Origin of the sequence: Brevundimonas subvibrioides ATCC 15264 (assembly GCF_000144605.1) — a bacterium.
In the GTDB taxonomy this organism is placed as follows: Bacteria; Pseudomonadota; Alphaproteobacteria; order Caulobacterales; family Caulobacteraceae; genus Brevundimonas; species Brevundimonas subvibrioides.
Genome location: NC_014375.1, coordinates 731,138 through 747,331, shown reverse-complemented (window position 1 = coordinate 747,331; position 16,194 = coordinate 731,138). Strand labels below are relative to the sequence as shown.

The following is a 16,194-nucleotide window of genomic DNA, read 5'->3' as shown; positions in this document are numbered from 1 at the left end:
CATTGTGCATCGCAACCTAACTTGATCTTCGACGCCTCCGGGCGTCTTGCCCTTCCTGGGCGTTTCCTCCCTATAGACTTTATGCCGCGCCTTCGGGCGCGGCTTTTTTTCGTCTGGTGACTGGGGTTCAGCGACCCAGATCGCCCGCCAGGCCAGCGATCACGGCCGCCAGCGCGGCCTTGAATCCCTCATAGTCCGCGGATGGCTCCAGCGTGCGTTCATCCAGATAGAGGGCCCGGTTGATCTCGACCTGGAGCGCCTCGAATCCTGCGCCCGGCCGGCCCCAGTGCTGGGTGGCGTAGCCCCCGGCATAGGGCGCGTTCAGCCCGACCCGCCAGCCCTGGGCCTCGAACAGGGCCCGCGCCCTTCGCGACGTCGCCGACCGGCAGGCCGCGCCGTGCCGATCCCCGAGAATGATGTCCACGGACCGCTGCCCACGCGTCGGCACGCCTGCGGCGCGCGATGGCATCGAATGCCAGTCGACCAGCAGGGCTGTGCCGTGGCGATCCCGCGCCTCCGTCAGCAGCCCGGCCAGGGCGGCGTGGTACGGCACGTGCACCCGCGCGATCCGGCGCCCGGCCTCGTCCAGAGACAGGCGACGGTCGTAGAGCGACGTGCCGTCGCCGGCGCGACGCGGCACCACCCCGAAACCGGCTGCGACCTTCCCGGTCGGCTCGGCCGCGGGCACGTCCTCGATCAGGACCGGGTCGAGCTCGGACGGAGACCGGTTGAGGTCCAGATAGGCGCGCGAGATCCGGGCGGTCAGAACCGGGACGCCGTGATCGGCCCCCACGGCGATCAGGCGATCCACGGCCACGTCTTCGGCGCTGCGCAACGTCAGCGGTGAAAGGCCCGCTGCCGGCCGCATGTCGTCGGGGCTGTGTCCGCCGGAATGGGGCGAGGCAAAGATCAGACGGCCGGCCGCTTCCTTCGGCCATGCGATATCGAAGACGTCGCCGGACGGTCTCGAGACATCGGGTTCGGGGGTCGGTTCAGCGGTCACCCGATCCGCATAGACTGTTTTCGCACGTCATCCACAGCCCGCAGGATCGCCGGATCGATGAATTTCATGGCCGGTTTACGGTTCCGGGCCTAGCGTCACCGTCTTAACCGGGGGACGACCGAAGCATGGCGCGCATTCTGCTGGCCGAAGACGACGCATCGCTGCGCGGGTTCCTCACCCGCGCTCTGGAGCGGGCGGGGCATCAGGTGATCGATTGCGAAAATGGCGACGATGCGATCGACGCGCTGGAACACGGTCCTTACGACCTGCTGCTAACCGACATCGTGATGCCGGGCGCCGACGGTATCGAGGTCGCCCGCGTGGCGGCCGCCCGTCAGCCGGGCCTGCGCATCATGTTCATCACGGGCTTCGCCGCCGTGGCCTTGAGCGCGGCCCAGGCCAGCCCCCAGGCCAAGGTCCTGTCCAAGCCCGTGCACCTTCGCGATCTGGTGGCCGAAGTCGACAAGATGTGCACGGCGGCATAGCGCCGTTTCCGCAATGCCTACAAAACGCCCCGGATTGGCCCTTGCAGGGGTCGCAGGGGCTGGGGTATAGACCCCTCCTTCCCGTTCCGGACCCGTCTGGAACCGTCTTGGCGGATGCGTAGCTCAGCGGGAGAGCACCTCGTTGACATCGAGGGGGTCACAGGTTCAATCCCTGTCGCGTCCACCATTCCTTCCCTACCAGACAGCAGGCCTGACCACCCGCCCGGTCAGAGTTTGGTCCGCAGCGACCAGAGCTCGGGGAAACAACGCCGCTCCAGCGTCGAGGACAGGTAGCCGACACCATCGGTACCGCCTGTGCCGCGCCGGCGGCCGATGATCCGCTCGACCGTCACGACGTGCTTGTGCCGCCAGGTGACCAGGGCGTCGTCCAGATCGACCAGCTTTTCGGCCAGTTGGTACAGCTCCCACCAGCGGCCGGTGTCGCGATAGACCTCCAGCCAGGCGGCCTCGACCGCCTCTTCCGGCACATAGGGCTGGCTGACGTCCCGGGTCACCACGGCCGCCGGCACCGGCAGGCCCGCGGCCGCCAGTTGCGACAGGGCATCGTCATAGAGGCTGGGTGCTGACAGGGCCGCCGATAGGGCGGCGTGGGCCTCCGGCCGGTCCTCCTGGAACACCAGGAATTTGGGATCCTTGAGGCCCAGCATGGTCTCGAGCCGCCGGAACTGGTCACTCTGGAAGCCGGAGCTGGACCCCAGCACGCCCCGGAACATCAGGTAATCGGCGGGGGTCATCGTGGCCAGGATGTCCCAGCTCTGGGTCATCACGGCCTGGATGCGGCTGACGCGGGCCAGGCTCTTGTAGGCGGGGACCAGATCGCCGGCCCGCACCAGGCTCTTGGCCAGGCCGACCTCATGCAGGATCTGCTTGAGCCACAGCTCCTTGGCCTGATGGATGACGACGAACAGCATTTCGTCGTGCTGGTCGCTGATCGGGTTCTGGGCCGACAGCAGCTGGTCGAGGTCCAGGTACCGGGCATAGGTCATGTCGGCGGGCAGCGCGGACGCGGGGGGCGTATCGGTCATGCGCGCTGTATCGACCCCCGGGGCCCGGACCTCAACCCATCAGAACGGCGTGGGCGTCGGACGAGGCGATGCCGTCCGCCGGCGCGCGCCGCGGCCTAAAGGATGTGGTCGGAGCGCAGGCCGGCATTCGGGTGTCGCCCTCGCGGCAGGGCCGTCCAGGCCGCGGCCCCGCCGACCGTGACGATGAAGAAGGCGAAGAAGGTGATGATAGCGCCGACGAAGGGAATGGCTGAAGCGGGCATGGGGCGATCTCCTTGATCACCCCACACTGGCCGATCTTGCCCCCGCCGCCTTTGACCGAAATCAAATCTCGAAAGACGCCGCAGCGTCCGGTGGATCCCGGCGCAGCAGAAGCATCCGCCACGCCGGGACCCCGGCGTTCTAGAACGTCGCCCGGAGGCCGAGGTTGTAGCTCGGGCCGTATTCCTGGACCTGGAACGGACGGTCCTCATTGCCCTGATAGACGGCCTGGCGTTCGTCAGCGATGTTGGTGCCCTCCGCGAAGATCTGGAAGGTGTCGTTGACCTGCCACGAGGCACCGAAGTCCAGCGTGCCGAAGCCGTCGGCGACGATGGCCGCGTTCTTGTCGATGACGGCGTTGGAACCCGGCGTGATGTTGCCGTTGGCGGTGAAGTCCGAACGGTAGGTGTAGCTGAAGTGGATCTCGAACGGCCCCCGCTCGAAGAAGGGGCTGATCGAATAGCTGGTGTCCGAGACGCCCTGGAGACCGGCGGTGGTCAGGGTGCCCGGCGTGGCTTCGATCTCGGCCTCGGAGTCCGTGAAGGTGGCGCTGGCGGCGAGGCCGAAGCCCCAGTCCATCCTGTACGAACCGCCGAACTCGATGCCCTCGACCGTGGCGTCACCGATGTTCTGGGGACGGGTGATCAGAAGGTCAGCAGTCAGGGTCTGGCCGGCCTGGGTGGCGAACAGGATCTGTTCTGTCCGGGCGATGCCGCCGATGAAGTCCGAGATGTCCTTCTTGAAGACGGCGCCGTACAGGGCGCCGAAATCGTTGAAGTACCACTCGAGCGAGGCATCGTAGTTCACCGAGGTGTAGGGGCTCAGTTCCGGATTGCCGCCCACGCCGACCTTGGCACTGGCGGTGGCCGCATCGAGCGCGGTCTGGCCGTTCAGGAAGACCTGGGTGATCAGCGAGGAGTTCGGCACCACGGCGGTGCGCAGGTCGGCCAGTGACGGACGCGTCAGGGTGCGCGAGGCCCCAACGCGGAGCATCAGGTTGTCGCGCAGGTTCAGGTTGATGTTCAGACTGGGCAGGAACTCTTCGTACGAGCCCTCGAAGGTCTGCGGATTGACGACCGTGGTGACGGCCCCGGCCGAGTTGCGGCCGGCGGTCAGGAGCGTGCCCTTGACCAAGGTCTCGGTAGAGACCCAGCGCAGACCCAGGTTGGCCTCCAGCGGCATGGAGCCGAGGTCGGCCGAGAAGTCGGCGCGCCCGTAGAAGGCGGTGATCTCCTCGTCCACGCCGTAGGACTGCTGCAGGTCGGCTCCGGTGGCGACCAGATCTTCCGACTGGGCGTTGGTGTCGTTCGCCTCGTTCGGGATGACGTAGGAGATGCCGAACAGGGCGCGGTTGTAGGTCAGCCCCATGTTGTAGAGGTTGCGGATCGCCTGGTCGAAGGCGTTCGTGGGCAGCTGCTGGTTCAGGTACTCCGGCGTGTTGACGTTGGCGCCCGGACGGGCCGTCAGCACGCGGTCGCGACGCTGGTAGTCACGCGAACGGTCGGTGTACTGACCGCCGAAGGCGATCGACGACAGGGTGATCGCGCCGAGGTCGGCGTCGAAGTCGCGGCCGACGTTCAGCAGGGCGGTGGTGTCGTTATCCTCCGAGTTGATCGGACGCGTGCGATAGGCGCTGACGGTCGTCGAGGTCGGGCTGCCCAGGTCCAGATTGGTCAGGAGCGAGGCGTACTCGCGGTTGCCGACGGGATCGTCGCCGAAATCATAGCTGTAGGTGAGGCCGGCCGGGTTCTCGGCCGTCGCACCGCTGATGCGCTGGAGCGGCACCGGCAGGAACGACTTCGCCTCCGAGTAGCTGATCGACGGCGTGAGGGTCCAGCCTGCGACGTCCCAGTCGACCTGCCCGCGGATCGAGATGTTCTCGTGCTGCTGTTCCGAGTATTCGGCGTTCCGGTCGATGCGGCCGCCGTTGATCTGGCCTGCGTACAGGATGCCGTTCACGACCCGGGCGCTCGACGCCACCAGGCGGGTGGAGAAGTCCGCACGACCGCCGAGGCCGAAGCTGATCCGGTCCTCGTCGATGGTGTTGTTGAACCGCGAGTACAGCACGTCCATGCGGGCGGCGAGGGCGTCGGTCGGCCGCCACGACAGGCCGGCCATGGCGCTGACGCGCGCACGCTCCTCGCGCTCCAGGGTCAGCTGGATCTCGTTCGGCACCGCCACGGTCACGCCGTTGACGAGGCGGTTGGTGTAGCCGGTGGTCTGGACGCGATCGAACTGCACGTCGCGTGTGGCCAGGGACACGCCGGCGATGATGCCGAAGGTGCGGTCGGCGTTGCGCCAGCCGGCCGACAGCGAGCCGTTCGGCGTGTTCTTCTCGGTGCGGGTCTCATAGTGGGTGTAGAGGCGCGCCGTCGCGAACGGCTCGGTGTCCAGGGCATCGGCGGTGCGGATGTCGATGTTGGCACCGATGCCGCCGTCCAGCAGATCGGCGGTCGGAGCCTTGGTCACCACGATGGCCGAGATCAGGTCGGCCGGAATGACGCGGAACTGGAACTGGCGGCCGCTCTGGTCGGAGTTGCGGATGTTCTCGTTGTAGGCGATCGGCGAGCCGTTCAACGTCACCGACTGGAAGTTGGGGCCGAGGCCCCGGACGCTGACAAACTGCCCTTCGCCGGCCTCGCGCGAGATCGAGACGCCCGGAACGCGCTGCAGGGCCTCGGCGACGTTGACCGCCGGGAAGTTGCCGATATCGGAAGCCGAGACGACGTCGGAGATGGAGTCGGCGCGACGCTTGATGACGAGGGCGTCGGCCAGGCTGGTGGCGAAGGAGCCCGTGACGACGATCTCGTCCAGGGCCGTTTCCTCCTGGCGCTCGGTCTGCTGGGCGGCCGCGGGCGCGGCGACCGTGGCCAGGGCCACGGCGGCGACACCCGCCATCAAGGCGACGCGTGTATCGATCTGGGTAAGGCGGATCATGAAATTGCTCCCGGTGTCAGGAGAACGCCAGCCCCATGCCCGACGCGCCCTCCCCACACGCGGCGCCGTGTAGCCACCACGAACGACACACCTCAATCTAATCAGATGAGGATCGCAAATAATTCACACGATACACAAAAGGTTCGCGGAAACGACCATTTCTTTTGTAACGATTGAATCCTGCACGTCACATACTTCTGTATTCAGGGTACGGAAGAATGGAGCGCAGCCAATGACATCGTCGATCGCCTGGGGACTGGCGCTGGCCCTGACGTCCAGCCTCGCGTTTGCCCAGACCGATAGTGGCGCGAACGACGGCCGTCGCTGGCTGGCGGGGGATCACCACGTGCACAGCCGGTTCAGCGCCCGCTACACACCCGACCCGACCGCGCCTGGGGCACCGCCCGTGCCGCAGCTGGGCGGCGACGGAAACCACACGATCATCCAGAATGCCGAGGCGGCGCAGCGCTACGGCCTGTCGTGGATGGTCTCCACCGACCACGGGGGGCCGCTTCACGCCCGGCTGAACGCCGAACAGGCCTGGCCTGAACTTTTGCGCGCGCGGGAAAGCGTCCCCGGACTGATCCTGTTCTACGGCATGGAGTTCGACACGCCCGGGGCCGAGCACTCCAGCCTGATCATCCCCCGGTCGACGCATGAGCGGGAGGACCTGCTGCGGATCGAGAGCCGCTACGGGCGTCGCCAGCCCTGGCCCGAGGATCCAGGCCGTGACACCGAGGCCTTCATGCTGGAGGCCCTTCGCGACATCGCGACGATGGATCCCCGCCCTGTCATGGTGACCAACCACCCGTCGCGCTCGGCCACGAGTCTGGGCGAATACGGCGAGGTCCGCCCGCACCAGCTGCGGGACTGGAGCGAGATCACGCCACGGGTCGTCATCGGCATGGAGGGCGCACCGGGTCATCAGGCCGACGGGCTGTTTGCCGACGGACGGCCTGATCCGGCCGGTTCGCGCGGGATCTATCGGCGCTTCCCCACCATGGGCGGGTTCGACCAGATGACGGCCCGGCTGGGCGGCGTCTGGGACAGCCTGCTGGGTGAAGGCCGGCGCTGGTGGATCACGGCGACCTCGGATTCCCACACCCATATCAGCGAGGGCGGCGACGACTTCTGGCCCGGCGAATACGCCAAGACCTATGTCATGGCCCGCGCAGACGGCGCCGACATCCTGGACGGGCTGCGCGAGGGCCGCGTGTTCGTCACGACGGGGGATCTCATTTCCGGGCTGGATATGACGGTGACGGCCGGCGACCGGACGGCGACGATCGGCGGCGCCCTGGCCGGCGGCGGGGAGGATATCGTCGTCACCCTGCGCGTGCGCGATCCCAGGGCCGCCAACGCGGGAGGACGGACACCGTCGGTCAACCACATCGACCTGATCGTCGGCGACGTGACCCCGCCGGGGGGCGACCGCGATGCGGACACGAACCCGACGACGCGGGTCGAGCGGCGCTTCACCGCCGCAGACTGGACGGTCGAGGGCGAGGTCCTGACCATGACGCATCGGCTTCCGGCGTCGGGCGGGCCCCGCTACCTGCGGGTCCGGGGCACCAGCGGCACAGAGCCTGAACCGCTTGTCGACACGCCCGGCGAGGATCCCTGGTCCGACCTGTGGTTCTACGGGAATCCGGTGTTCCTGACCGAATGACAGGCCTGTCTAGTTCCCGATCCCCGTCGTCGACGGCTCGGTCCGCAAGGCCGCTCTCAGCCGGCTCAATCGATCCCGGTATCCCTCGGCGTCCCCGTATTCGACAAAGTCCTGGTAGCGTCGGTGGGGGCTGGTGACCTTGAGCGCATGCTTGATGGGGCACCAGTACTGCTCGGTGCGGCTGGCGATCTCGCGGACGTAGGCAGCGACGCCGTTGGCGTATTCGCAGAACCAGCAGTTCAGCCGCTCTATCCAGTTCAGATAGGCGAGGGCCTCGCGGTCGAAAACGAGATAGTCGCGCCGGCGAACCCGGGGCAGCCGGTAGGCCCGGAAACAGACCGCCTGATAGGCCGAGGCCCACAGGTCGATCAGCGCCAGCGGCAGGATCAGGGAATAGATGACCGGCGAGGTCAGCACCGTCGCGGGCGGCGCGCTGGCGACGAAGGCCGCGGCGCTTCTCCTGAGGCGTCGATGCTCCATGACGACGCCATGCTCGAACTCGACGAACCCTTCATGAAGTCGCCAGCCGAGAGCGTCCCGGCGCTTGAAGATCTCGCGGTCCAGCTCCCCCTGAAGCCGGACGATCTCGGACGCGATCTCCTCGATCCGCGCATGGATCGGCACAGGCGGGGTCATCCTGCGCCCCCCGGACCGAACGCCATGGACCCGGTCCGCACGAACCGGGAATGCCAGGACAGGGCCTCGTCCAGCAGCGTGGGCGTCTGCAGACCCCACGAGCCGGCGAGGGCGCGCGCGTAATAGTCCGCCAGCATGGGCCGATAGGTGGGATGGGCGCAGGTCTCGATCACGGCCCTGGCCCTCTGTTTCGGCGACAGTCCCCGAAGGTCCGCGAGCCCCTGTTCGGTGACGAGGACCTGGACGTCCTGATTGATGTGATCGACGTGCGAGGCATGCGGCACGATGGTCGAGATCGCCCCGCCCTTGGCCGTAGAAGCGCTCATGAAGATCGAAATATAAGCGTTCCGCGCGAAGTCGCCGGAGCCCCCGATACCGTTCTGGATGCGCGAGCCCATGACGTGGGTCGAGTTGACGTTCCCGTAGATGTCGGCCTCGATCATGCCGTTCATGGCGATGACGCCCAGACGGCGGATCAACTCGGAATGATTGCTGATTTCCTGCGACCGCAGGATGATGCGGTCGCGATAGTCGCCCATGCTTCGGTTGACGCGCTCGCTGAGCTCCGGGCTGAGACTGAGCGCGGTCGAGGATGCCATCCGCAGCTTGCCGCTATCCAGCAGGGCCATCATCCCGTCCTGGATCACCTCGGTCCAGGCGGTCAGGTCGTCGAACGGGGCGTCGATCAGTCCGGTCAGAACCGCGTTGGCGGTATTGCCGACGCCGGACTGGAGCGGAAGGAGCGACGGCGGCAGACGGCCCTTTTTCACCTCGTGCTCGAGGAACTCCAGCAGGTGGCCCGCGATCGCCAGATCGTCAGCGCCCGGCGTGGTGAACCCGGCATTCCTGTCGGGCCTGTCGGTCTCGACGATGGCGACGATCTTGTCGGGATCGCATCGGAAGCAGGGCTCGCCGATCCGGTCGCTGGAACGGATCAGGGGGATGGGCACCCGGTTCGGCGGCAGGGCGGCACCATAGTAGATGTCGTGCATCCCCAGCAGGTCGGGGTTCTGCCAGCGATTGACCTCAAGGATCACCTGGCTTGCACGGTCCAGCCAGGTCTTGTTGTTTCCCACCGACGAGGCGGGGATCAGCGCCCCGTCCTCGCGGACACCGGTGACCTGGATGATGGCGGTGTCAAGCGGCCCCAGGATGCCCTGCCAGGCGGCGGGCGCGACCTGGCTCAGGTGCATGTCAAAATACTCCATCTGGCCGCGATTGATCTTGTCGCGGCAGGTGGGATCGGAGTTGTAGGGCAGCCGGAATTCGATGCCGTCGGCCTTGGCGAGGGCCCCGTCCAGCTCCGGCCCCGTCGAGGCTCCGGTCCAGATGCGCAGCCTGAACGGTCGCCCCGCCGCGTGCTCGGCCTCGATCCGGGCGGCGAGGGCGAGGGGCACGGCCGTCGGATAGCCGGAGGCGGTGAAGCCGCTCAATCCCACGGTCGTGTCGGGCGCGATCAGGAGAGCGGCGTCCTCTGCCGACATGACCTTGGCCCGGTGGCCAGGGCTGGCGATGCGGGACCTATCCACGGCGGAACCGCGCGACGCCGAAGGGATGGGTCAATGGCTCAGCAACAGGCAGACCGGCGAGCGATCCAGCAGTCCGTGGGTCACTCCGCCCATCACCCATTCGCGCAGCCGTGCGTGGCCGTAGCCCCCCGCCACGATCAGTCCCGCGCCGTGGTCCTGTGCGAACTCGATGATCTGGTCTGCCCTCGGCCGGCCGTCGCCTTTCACGGTCTGCGCGCTGGCCACGATGCCGTGCCGGCGCAGGAAGACCGCCACGTCGTCGACGCGGTGCCGGGCTTCGTCGGCCTGTTCGGCCGCGCAGACCTCGATCAGGTGCACCGTCGACGATGCGGCCAGGATCGGCAGGGCCGCGGCGACGGCTCGCTGGGCTTCGCGACAGTCCTTCCAGGCGACCACGGCCGGGGTGCCGATCGGTCCTTTCGCAAGCTGAGGCGGCACCACGAGGAGCGCGCGGCCGGCGGCCATCAGGACATCCGCAGGGTCCGGCGAGCGCGCCGGCGAGCGCACCGGATCGCGGCGACCGAGGACAGCGATGTCTGCGGCCCGCAACGCCTGCACGACCAGATCGGAGGGATAGCCGACCTGGCCCCGCCACTCGGCCTGCTCCGCGTATCCGCCAACCGCCTCCTCGAACAGTGTCTGGGCCCGACTGACGTCCGCCTCCGCGATATCGCGGAACAGGCCCAGCATTTCGCCCAGCATGGCACCGCCCGCATACGGGTCGATCTGCGGAGCCTCCGGCATGCTGGCGGCGAGGCCGATGACGTGAGCCTTCGAAAGCGCCGCGATCGAACAGGCCAGTGCGACGCGCGCCGTCGCCTCCGGACCTTCGTCGACATAGACCAGGAGACTGGCAAGGCGCATGGCATCGGATCCGGTTCGCCCCGATGAGAGCCTCAATGCCGTGCCCGCCGCCTTGATCAGGATCAAAGATCGGGACGGATCGACATGAGAGGCTGGCCACCGATCAGGAGCCCCTCCATGAGACACCCGGCCGCCATCGTCCTGCTGCTCGTGTTGACGGGATGCGCGGTCAGACCCGTCGATCCCTTGACCGGAGCCATGTCGGGCGAAAGCGGCGGGTCGACCCTGGCCGCAGAGGACCGGGGAGCGGCCTACGCCCAGGCGAACTGTGCCGGCTGCCATGCCGTCGGCCTGTCGGGCGAGAGCCCCCTGCCCGCTGCCCCGCACTTCAGGGACCTCGGCCAGCGCTATCGTGTCGACGACCTGGCCGAGGCCTTCGCCGAAGGGATCAATACCGGCCACGCCGCCATGCCCGAATTCGTCATGTCGACGGAGGAAAACTCAGATCTGATCGCCTATCTGAAAAGCATTCAGACCCCATCCGGAAACTGATCCGCAGGGCCAATGGCCACTGAACCTGATCTCTTTCGGAATTCATTTGCTGCCGACCAATAAACTGGCTGGGTAATATTCAGCTTCGGGCGCACACTGCGGCATGGTCGTTGCCCTGAAGCCTTCGCTTGCGCCGCGCCCACTCCTTTCGCCGGACCGTGCCGATCGCTCGATCCGCAGCGACTGTGAGCGTTGCAGCGCGCGAACGATCAGCGTCTGTGGTGCCGTCGATGACCCGGACCTGCAGCGCCTGGGGGCACTGGCCGAGGTCATCAAACTCGAGCCCGGAGCCGTGCTGATCCGCGAAGGCGAGCCGGCACCGCACGTCTTCAACATCACCGGTGGCTCCCTGCGCGTCTACAAGCTGCTGCCGGACGGCCGACGGCAGATCACAGGCTTCCTGTTCGCGGGCGACTTCCTCGGCCTCGCCATTGGCGAAACCTATGTCTTCTCGGCCGAGGCCATGGAGGTCTCGACCGTCTGCCGCTTCCGGAAGGGTCCGTTCCGCGCCCTGGTCGCAGGCTCGCCGCCGCTGGAGCACATGCTGCTTCACCGCACCTCTCACGAACTGGCCGCGGCGCAGAACCAGATGCTGCTGCTGGGGCGCAAGACCGCGATCGAGCGGATGGCGTCCTTCCTTCTCGACCTGCCCGGACACGATCCCTCGCGCCCCACCGCGCCCGGCCACGTCCGGCTGCCCATGAAGCGTGGCGAGATCGCCGACTATCTGGGCCTGACGATCGAGACGGTCAGCCGCGTGCTGACACGGATGAAGGTCAAGGGCCTGATCTCCATCCCGTCGCAGAACGAACTGATCGTCGAGCGACCCGAACGTCTTCGACAGCACGCATCGGGCGAGGTCTAGGCAAGCGCCTCAAGGCCGGGGTGCCGCGTCCTATGGACGTCGCGGGCCCCGGCGCGGTCAGCGTCGAGGCCCACCCGTCCGGGTCAGGCCTGCGAGAGACGGACCAGGACGAAGGTCGCCAGCAGGGCGACAACCGCGCCGGCGACGACGCTGGTGCTGACCGGATAGGCGCGGACAGTCTCGGACATCTGGGCACGCGTGGTCGCTGCCGAGTTCTCTGCTTCGTCACGAAGGCGATCGGCGGCGCGGCTGATCGCCTTGCTCGATCGGGCGAGCGCCTCGCTGGCGTCCGTCCCCGTCTTCCTCGCCGCGTCCTTCAGATGGTCGCTCGCTTCGTCAGCGAAATCATGGAGGTCGCGGCTCAGGGTCTTCAAGGTGGCGTGGGTCATGGGGAGGCTCCTTTTGATGGTGTCCCATCCAACCCCATCGGCCGGGCGACGTCGGTGATCTGGATCAAGGCCGACGCGATACATCCTCCCTAGGGTCCGACGATGCGGTCCCGCGGGGGTGGACCATCCATGCCAGCATCGCTCACGCCGCCCTCCGACATCGCCCTCAACCTGGCGCTCTCGCTGATCTCCGCCTCTGTCGCGCCCGTCCTCCTGCTGGACGGCGATCTGTCGATCGTGGCTGCGAGCCAGAGCTTTCTCGACGCTTTCAATGTCTCTCCCGGCGACATCCCCGGAGCGCGCCTCGCCGACCTTGGTGATGGGGAATGGCACGTGCCGCAGCTCTGGTCGTCGCTGGTCGCGGCGACCTCTGGCGGGGCTTCCAATCGCAGCTACGAGATGGACCTGAACGCCCGCCATGGCGTGCGACGCCTCATCCTGGACGTCCAACGCCTCGACCATGGCAACGCCGACGGAATCCGGTTGCTTCTGTCCATCCAGGACGTCACCGATGTCCGCGCGAAGGAACGGCAGAACGGTGAACTGATCCGGGAAAAGGCCATGCTCGTCCAGGAAGTCCAGCACCGGACCGCCAACAGCCTGCAGATCATCGCCAGCGTCCTGATGCAGGGCATGCGAACGGTGGGGTCTGACGACAGCTGTGCCCATCTCCGCAGCTGCGCCCATCTGCGCGACGCCCACCAGCGGGTCCTGTCCGTCGCCGCCGTGCAGCATCAACTCGCGCGATCCGAACTCGGCGACGTCGAACTGCGCGGCTACATCACCGACCTGTGCCGCAGCATCGGCGACTCGATGATCCGCGACCACAATCAGATCACCCTGGGCGTGACTGTGGACGACAGCGTGGCCTCCTCGGGCCAGTCTGTCAGCATCGGCCTGATCGTCACGGAGCTGGTGATAAACGCCCTCAAGCACGCCTTCCCCGGCGATCGCGAAGGGCGGATCGACGTGGAGTACGGTGCCAGGGGCCAAGGCTGGGTCCTGAAGGTCCGCGATGACGGCGTCGGCATGCCGACCGACCCGACGACGGCCAGACCGGGACTGGGGACCGGCATCGTCCAGGCCCTTGCACGTCAGCTCGGCGCGGTGCTCACCTGCACGGATGCCGCGCCCGGTGCGTGCATCTCGATCGTCTGCGCCGCACCCTCCAGCCACGGAGCACAATGACCATGCATCGGGAACGTCATATCGGCGATCGGGTCGGCTGGCTCCGCGCGGCGGTGCTGGGAGCCAACGACGGGATCGTCTCCACGGCCAGTCTGATCGTCGGGGTCGCGGCGGCAGAGGCCGGCCGCAGCGGCATCCTTGTCGCGGGCGTGGCCGGTCTGGTCGCCGGAGCCATGTCGATGGCAGCGGGGGAATACGTCTCCGTCAGCTCGCAAGCCGACGCGGAGAAGGCCGACATCGAGCGGGAGCGTGCGGAACTGGCGGCGTCTCCCGACTCCGAGCTGCGCGAGTTGTCCGGCTTCTACACCGCGCGGGGGTTGACGCCGGACCTGGCGGACGAGGTCGCCCGGCAACTGACGGCGACCGACGCGCTGGCGGCGCACGTCCAGGACGAGCTGGGCATTTCCGGGACCTCGATCGCCCGCCCGATCCAGGCCGCCTTCGCCTCCGCGGTATCGTTCTCCATCGGCGCGGCCGTGCCGCTGATCGTCGCCATCGCCGCGCCACTGTCACTTACACTGTCGACGGTGACGGCGGCGGCTGTCCTCAGCCTTGCCTTCCTCGGTGCCGTCGGCGCGAAGGTCGGGGGCGCACCGATCCTCAAGGCGGTGCTCCGGGTCACGATCTGGGGCGTCGTCGCCATGGCGATAACCGCCGGAATCGGCAAGATGTTCGGCGCAGTCGTGTGACCGGTCGTGACCCTGCAACGGCGCTGCCCGCGCCCTCCGGCCCGGGCGTCGCGCACCCTAGCGCTGAGGCTTGAGATCGGGGCCCAGCAAGAGGGTCACCACAGTCAGCACCGCCATGACAACCACCGCTCCGACGAGGGCGTTCACACCGAAGGCACCATAGGCCAGAGCGCCCGCGACGGCGCCCGCCAGCAGCCCCGACCAGAGCATCAGAAACGGCACCCATCCGAACCGGTCGCCACCGAGCAGGGCGGCGGTCAGGCGCTTGCCCAGCTTGACCAGGGTTCCGCTCATATAGGTCAGCCCGATCCGGACCTCGCCGTCCTCCGCGAAGACCGTGTTCTCGGCCCCCATGGCGAGCACCATCGGGATCGCCACGAACACGCCGGCTCCCAGCGCATGCAGGGCCACGGCCGACGCCAGCAGACCGGTGACCAACGCCAGAACCGCCGGTCGCCGGTGGGTCCTGGCGATCCGACCGACGACCGTACCCAACATCACCCCAACCACGAAGGTCACCAGCAGGGCGGCGGCAAAGACCGTGCTTGGCGACCCCTCCGCCAAGCCGATCCCAAGGCGGGTCGAGTTCCCGCTCATGAAGGACACGAAGAAGCCGCCCGTCATCAGGAATCCGATCGCGTCGACATAGCCCGCGACGCCCGAGAAACAGGCCGCCAGCACGCGGATACGGCGATCATAGCGAAGCATGGTCGGGCCTTCCCGAAGCCTCAGGGCGGATGAACAACAGGATAACCACCGGCCGGCCGCCGACGTCGAGATGTCCGCCCGCGACGCTGCCTCTATCGGTCATGGTGCGCCCTTGTGGTTCTCAATCCTTGAGATGGATCAAGGCAGGCCCGCGCGGGGTGGGCCGGGAAAGCGCCCGGCCCCGCAGGTGCGCGTCTCGCCGACCGGCCTCGGAGCCGAGGCTTGCCCCGGTCGCATGGCCGGAGGCGGACGGTCAGCCGATGCGTGCAAAAGTGGCAGCACCTCGATTTCGGTCACCTGGACGGTTGGATTGGGTACCGGCAAGTGCCGCTGACAGGGCGTCGGCAGCATTGGAATTGCCGCCGAACATGGCCTCGATCCCCCTGACGCACGTCACCACGTTTTCATCGGCCAGGCGGTAGTAGACCTGTTTGGCTTCGCGGCGCGTCTTGACCACATCTGCCCGCCGCAGCTCGGCCAGTTGCTGGCTCAGCGCGGGTTGGCCGATGCCGGTGGCCTCGTCGATTTCGCTGACAGTGCGCTCGCCCTCGATCAGGCGCGACAGGATCATCAGCCGCTGGGGCTGGGCGTAGGTCTTGAGCCTTTCGGCCGCGGCGTCTGCGGCGGAACGCGAGGCATAGAGGGTCATCCGGCGTCCGCCTGTGTGCGGTGGAACCACGCCATGTCGTGGCCCGCGAGAACCGCCTGCTGATCCTGCGGTGCCGTTGCAAGAAGATCGCCGCCCGGACGCCATCCCTCAGGGGCCAGAACGTCATCACCGGCTGTCCGCTGGAGCGCCGCGACCATGCGCAGCATTTCCTCGACCGAACGGCCGACGTTCAGCGGATACCAGGTCATGGCGCGAATGACGCCGTCGGGATCGATGAAATAGGTCGCGCGCACGGCGGATGAATCGGCGGAGTCCGCGTCGATCATCCCGTAGGCACGGCCGATGGCCATGGATGGGTCCTCGACGATGGGGAACGGGATGGTGACGTCGAAGCCGTCGCGGATCGCCCGGACCCAGGCCAGATGAGAATAGAGACTGTCCACCGACAGACCCAGCAGCCCGCAATCCAGCGCGGCGAAGGCCTCGGCGGCCCTGGCGATCGCCACGAACTCACTGGTGCAGACGGGGGTGAAGTCGGCCGGGTGGGAGAAGAACACCAGCCATCTGCCGCGATAGTCCGACAGCTTCACGGGCCCGAGCGTTGAGCGGGCCTGAAAGTCGGGCGCGATGTCGCCCATCCGTAGCGGGCGCTGGTCTGTGGTGGCGGCGGGAACGGGGGAATCCATCATCACCTCTCGTTGGCATCCTGGCCCGGTTGACGCAACTCATATACATTCTTACATATATCATGTAATCATGAGATTGAGGCCAAACCGCCGTGACCGTTTCCGCTGACCAACTGTGGATCCCCACCTCCTGGCAGGAGCGCCGGTCAGCAGTTGAT

General features: G+C 67.3%; 17 protein-coding genes and 1 tRNA gene. 7 read left to right on the top strand and 11 right to left on the bottom strand.

Annotated elements, in window-relative coordinates; genetic code table 11:
* Window positions 1-127: 127 nt before the first annotated feature.
* Window positions 128-1,003: an N-formylglutamate amidohydrolase gene (locus BRESU_RS03735; protein ID WP_013268168.1), complete on the bottom strand. Its 876-nt coding sequence runs from the start codon at window positions 1,001-1,003 to the stop codon at window positions 128-130.
* A gap of 125 nt (window positions 1,004-1,128) precedes the next feature.
* Here BRESU_RS03735 and cpdR point away from each other — a divergent pair, with 125 nt between their 5' ends.
* Together cpdR and BRESU_RS03725 are read left to right on the top strand one after the other, a co-directional pair.
* A complete protein-coding gene (cpdR, locus tag BRESU_RS03730) occupies window positions 1,129-1,488 on the top strand; it encodes a cell cycle two-component system response regulator CpdR (RefSeq protein ID WP_013268167.1) in 360 nt (119 codons plus the stop codon).
* Window positions 1,489-1,600: 112 nt separating this feature from the next.
* Window positions 1,601-1,675: transfer RNA gene (locus BRESU_RS03725), tRNA-Val, on the top strand.
* Window positions 1,676-1,715: 40 nt separating this feature from the next.
* Here BRESU_RS03725 and BRESU_RS03720 read toward each other — a convergent pair.
* The 3 genes from BRESU_RS03720 to BRESU_RS03715 all read right to left on the bottom strand — a co-directional run bounded on the left by BRESU_RS03720 (window position 1,716) and on the right by BRESU_RS03715 (window position 5,711).
* Window positions 1,716-2,507: a tryptophan 2,3-dioxygenase gene (locus tag BRESU_RS03720; RefSeq protein ID WP_218915410.1), complete on the bottom strand. Its 792-nt coding sequence runs from the start codon at window positions 2,505-2,507 to the stop codon at window positions 1,716-1,718.
* Between the two features lie 122 nt (window positions 2,508-2,629).
* Window positions 2,630-2,776, bottom strand: coding sequence for a hypothetical protein (locus BRESU_RS17285; protein ID WP_013268165.1), 147 nt, complete (start codon window positions 2,774-2,776; stop codon window positions 2,630-2,632).
* 139 nt (window positions 2,777-2,915) lie between these two features.
* Window positions 2,916-5,711, bottom strand: a complete 2,796-nt coding sequence (locus tag BRESU_RS03715; protein ID WP_013268164.1) for a TonB-dependent receptor — start codon at window positions 5,709-5,711, stop codon at window positions 2,916-2,918.
* A 232-nt stretch (window positions 5,712-5,943) separates the two neighbouring features.
* Here BRESU_RS03715 and BRESU_RS03710 point away from each other — a divergent pair, with 232 nt between their 5' ends.
* Window positions 5,944-7,380, top strand: a complete 1,437-nt coding sequence (locus BRESU_RS03710) for a CehA/McbA family metallohydrolase domain-containing protein (RefSeq protein ID WP_013268163.1) — start codon at window positions 5,944-5,946, stop codon at window positions 7,378-7,380.
* Between the two features lie 9 nt (window positions 7,381-7,389).
* Here BRESU_RS03710 and BRESU_RS03705 read toward each other — a convergent pair whose 3' ends face one another.
* The 3 genes from BRESU_RS03705 to BRESU_RS03695 are packed head-to-tail and all read right to left on the bottom strand — an operon-like array spanning window position 7,390 to window position 10,409.
* Window positions 7,390-8,016 (bottom strand): hypothetical protein, encoded by a 627-nt coding sequence (locus BRESU_RS03705; RefSeq protein ID WP_013268162.1) that lies wholly within the window; start codon window positions 8,014-8,016, stop codon window positions 7,390-7,392.
* Window positions 8,013-9,545, bottom strand: a complete 1,533-nt coding sequence (gene scpC / locus BRESU_RS03700; protein ID WP_013268161.1) for a succinyl-CoA:acetate CoA-transferase ScpC — start codon at window positions 9,543-9,545, stop codon at window positions 8,013-8,015. The genes BRESU_RS03705 and scpC overlap by 4 nt, the downstream gene beginning before the upstream one ends.
* A gap of 30 nt (window positions 9,546-9,575) precedes the next feature.
* On the bottom strand, window positions 9,576-10,409 hold the full coding sequence (locus BRESU_RS03695) for a universal stress protein (protein ID WP_013268160.1): 834 nt from the start codon (window positions 10,407-10,409) through the stop codon (window positions 9,576-9,578).
* A gap of 117 nt (window positions 10,410-10,526) precedes the next feature.
* Between BRESU_RS03695 and BRESU_RS03690 the strand changes: the two genes are divergently transcribed.
* Window positions 10,527-10,901 carry a c-type cytochrome gene (locus BRESU_RS03690; RefSeq protein ID WP_013268159.1) on the top strand — a complete coding sequence of 125 codons (375 nt, stop codon included), beginning with the start codon at window positions 10,527-10,529 and terminating at the stop codon, window positions 10,899-10,901.
* Between the two features lie 103 nt (window positions 10,902-11,004).
* The gene (locus tag BRESU_RS03685) at window positions 11,005-11,766 is read left to right on the top strand and encodes a helix-turn-helix domain-containing protein (RefSeq protein WP_013268158.1); all 762 of its coding nucleotides are present in this window, start codon (window positions 11,005-11,007) and stop codon (window positions 11,764-11,766) included.
* Between the two features lie 83 nt (window positions 11,767-11,849).
* Here the strand turns inward: BRESU_RS03685 and BRESU_RS03680 are convergent, their stop codons facing one another.
* Window positions 11,850-12,155 carry a hypothetical protein gene (locus BRESU_RS03680; RefSeq protein ID WP_013268157.1) on the bottom strand — a complete coding sequence of 102 codons (306 nt, stop codon included), beginning with the start codon at window positions 12,153-12,155 and terminating at the stop codon, window positions 11,850-11,852.
* A 129-nt stretch (window positions 12,156-12,284) separates the two neighbouring features.
* Between BRESU_RS03680 and BRESU_RS03675 the strand changes: the two genes are divergently transcribed.
* A complete protein-coding gene (locus BRESU_RS03675) occupies window positions 12,285-13,343 on the top strand; it encodes a sensor histidine kinase (RefSeq protein WP_013268156.1) in 1,059 nt (352 codons plus the stop codon).
* Window positions 13,344-13,345: 2 nt separating this feature from the next.
* A complete protein-coding gene (locus BRESU_RS03670) occupies window positions 13,346-14,032 on the top strand; it encodes a VIT1/CCC1 transporter family protein (RefSeq protein WP_013268155.1) in 687 nt (228 codons plus the stop codon).
* Window positions 14,033-14,089: 57 nt separating this feature from the next.
* Here BRESU_RS03670 and BRESU_RS03665 read toward each other — a convergent pair whose 3' ends face one another.
* The 3 genes from BRESU_RS03665 to BRESU_RS03655 form a co-directional block, all read right to left on the bottom strand.
* On the bottom strand, window positions 14,090-14,740 hold the full coding sequence (locus BRESU_RS03665) for a YoaK family protein (RefSeq protein WP_013268154.1): 651 nt from the start codon (window positions 14,738-14,740) through the stop codon (window positions 14,090-14,092).
* A gap of 253 nt (window positions 14,741-14,993) precedes the next feature.
* Window positions 14,994-15,389 (bottom strand): ArsR/SmtB family transcription factor, encoded by a 396-nt coding sequence (locus tag BRESU_RS03660; protein ID WP_013268153.1) that lies wholly within the window; start codon window positions 15,387-15,389, stop codon window positions 14,994-14,996.
* Window positions 15,386-16,039, bottom strand: coding sequence for a peroxiredoxin (locus BRESU_RS03655; protein ID WP_041761261.1), 654 nt, complete (start codon window positions 16,037-16,039; stop codon window positions 15,386-15,388). Before BRESU_RS03655 ends, BRESU_RS03660 begins: the two co-directional genes overlap by 4 nt.
* Between the last annotated feature and the right edge of the window lie 155 nt (window positions 16,040-16,194).

What these genes read in the sequence shown, in the direction of transcription:
- BRESU_RS03665 (WP_013268154.1), bottom strand. Translation starts at nt 14,740, where the DNA reads ATGCTTCGCTATGATCGCCGTATCCGCGTGCTGGCGGCCTGTTTCTCG.
- BRESU_RS03670 (WP_013268155.1), top strand. Translation starts at nt 13,346, where the DNA reads ATGCATCGGGAACGTCATATCGGCGATCGGGTCGGCTGGCTCCGCGCG.
- cpdR (WP_013268167.1), top strand. Translation starts at nt 1,129, where the DNA reads ATGGCGCGCATTCTGCTGGCCGAAGACGACGCATCGCTGCGCGGGTTC.
- BRESU_RS03655 (WP_041761261.1), bottom strand. Translation starts at nt 16,039, where the DNA reads ATGATGGATTCCCCCGTTCCCGCCGCCACCACAGACCAGCGCCCGCTA.
- BRESU_RS03680 (WP_013268157.1), bottom strand. Translation starts at nt 12,155, where the DNA reads ATGACCCACGCCACCTTGAAGACCCTGAGCCGCGACCTCCATGATTTC.
- BRESU_RS03695 (WP_013268160.1), bottom strand. Translation starts at nt 10,409, where the DNA reads ATGCGCCTTGCCAGTCTCCTGGTCTATGTCGACGAAGGTCCGGAGGCG.
- BRESU_RS03715 (WP_013268164.1), bottom strand. Translation starts at nt 5,711, where the DNA reads ATGATCCGCCTTACCCAGATCGATACACGCGTCGCCTTGATGGCGGGT.
- BRESU_RS03705 (WP_013268162.1), bottom strand. Translation starts at nt 8,016, where the DNA reads ATGACCCCGCCTGTGCCGATCCATGCGCGGATCGAGGAGATCGCGTCC.
- BRESU_RS03675 (WP_013268156.1), top strand. Translation starts at nt 12,285, where the DNA reads ATGCCAGCATCGCTCACGCCGCCCTCCGACATCGCCCTCAACCTGGCG.
- BRESU_RS03660 (WP_013268153.1), bottom strand. Translation starts at nt 15,389, where the DNA reads ATGACCCTCTATGCCTCGCGTTCCGCCGCAGACGCCGCGGCCGAAAGG.
- BRESU_RS03685 (WP_013268158.1), top strand. Translation starts at nt 11,005, where the DNA reads ATGGTCGTTGCCCTGAAGCCTTCGCTTGCGCCGCGCCCACTCCTTTCG.
- BRESU_RS03710 (WP_013268163.1), top strand. Translation starts at nt 5,944, where the DNA reads ATGACATCGTCGATCGCCTGGGGACTGGCGCTGGCCCTGACGTCCAGC.
- BRESU_RS03690 (WP_013268159.1), top strand. Translation starts at nt 10,527, where the DNA reads ATGAGACACCCGGCCGCCATCGTCCTGCTGCTCGTGTTGACGGGATGC.
- BRESU_RS17285 (WP_013268165.1), bottom strand. Translation starts at nt 2,776, where the DNA reads ATGCCCGCTTCAGCCATTCCCTTCGTCGGCGCTATCATCACCTTCTTC.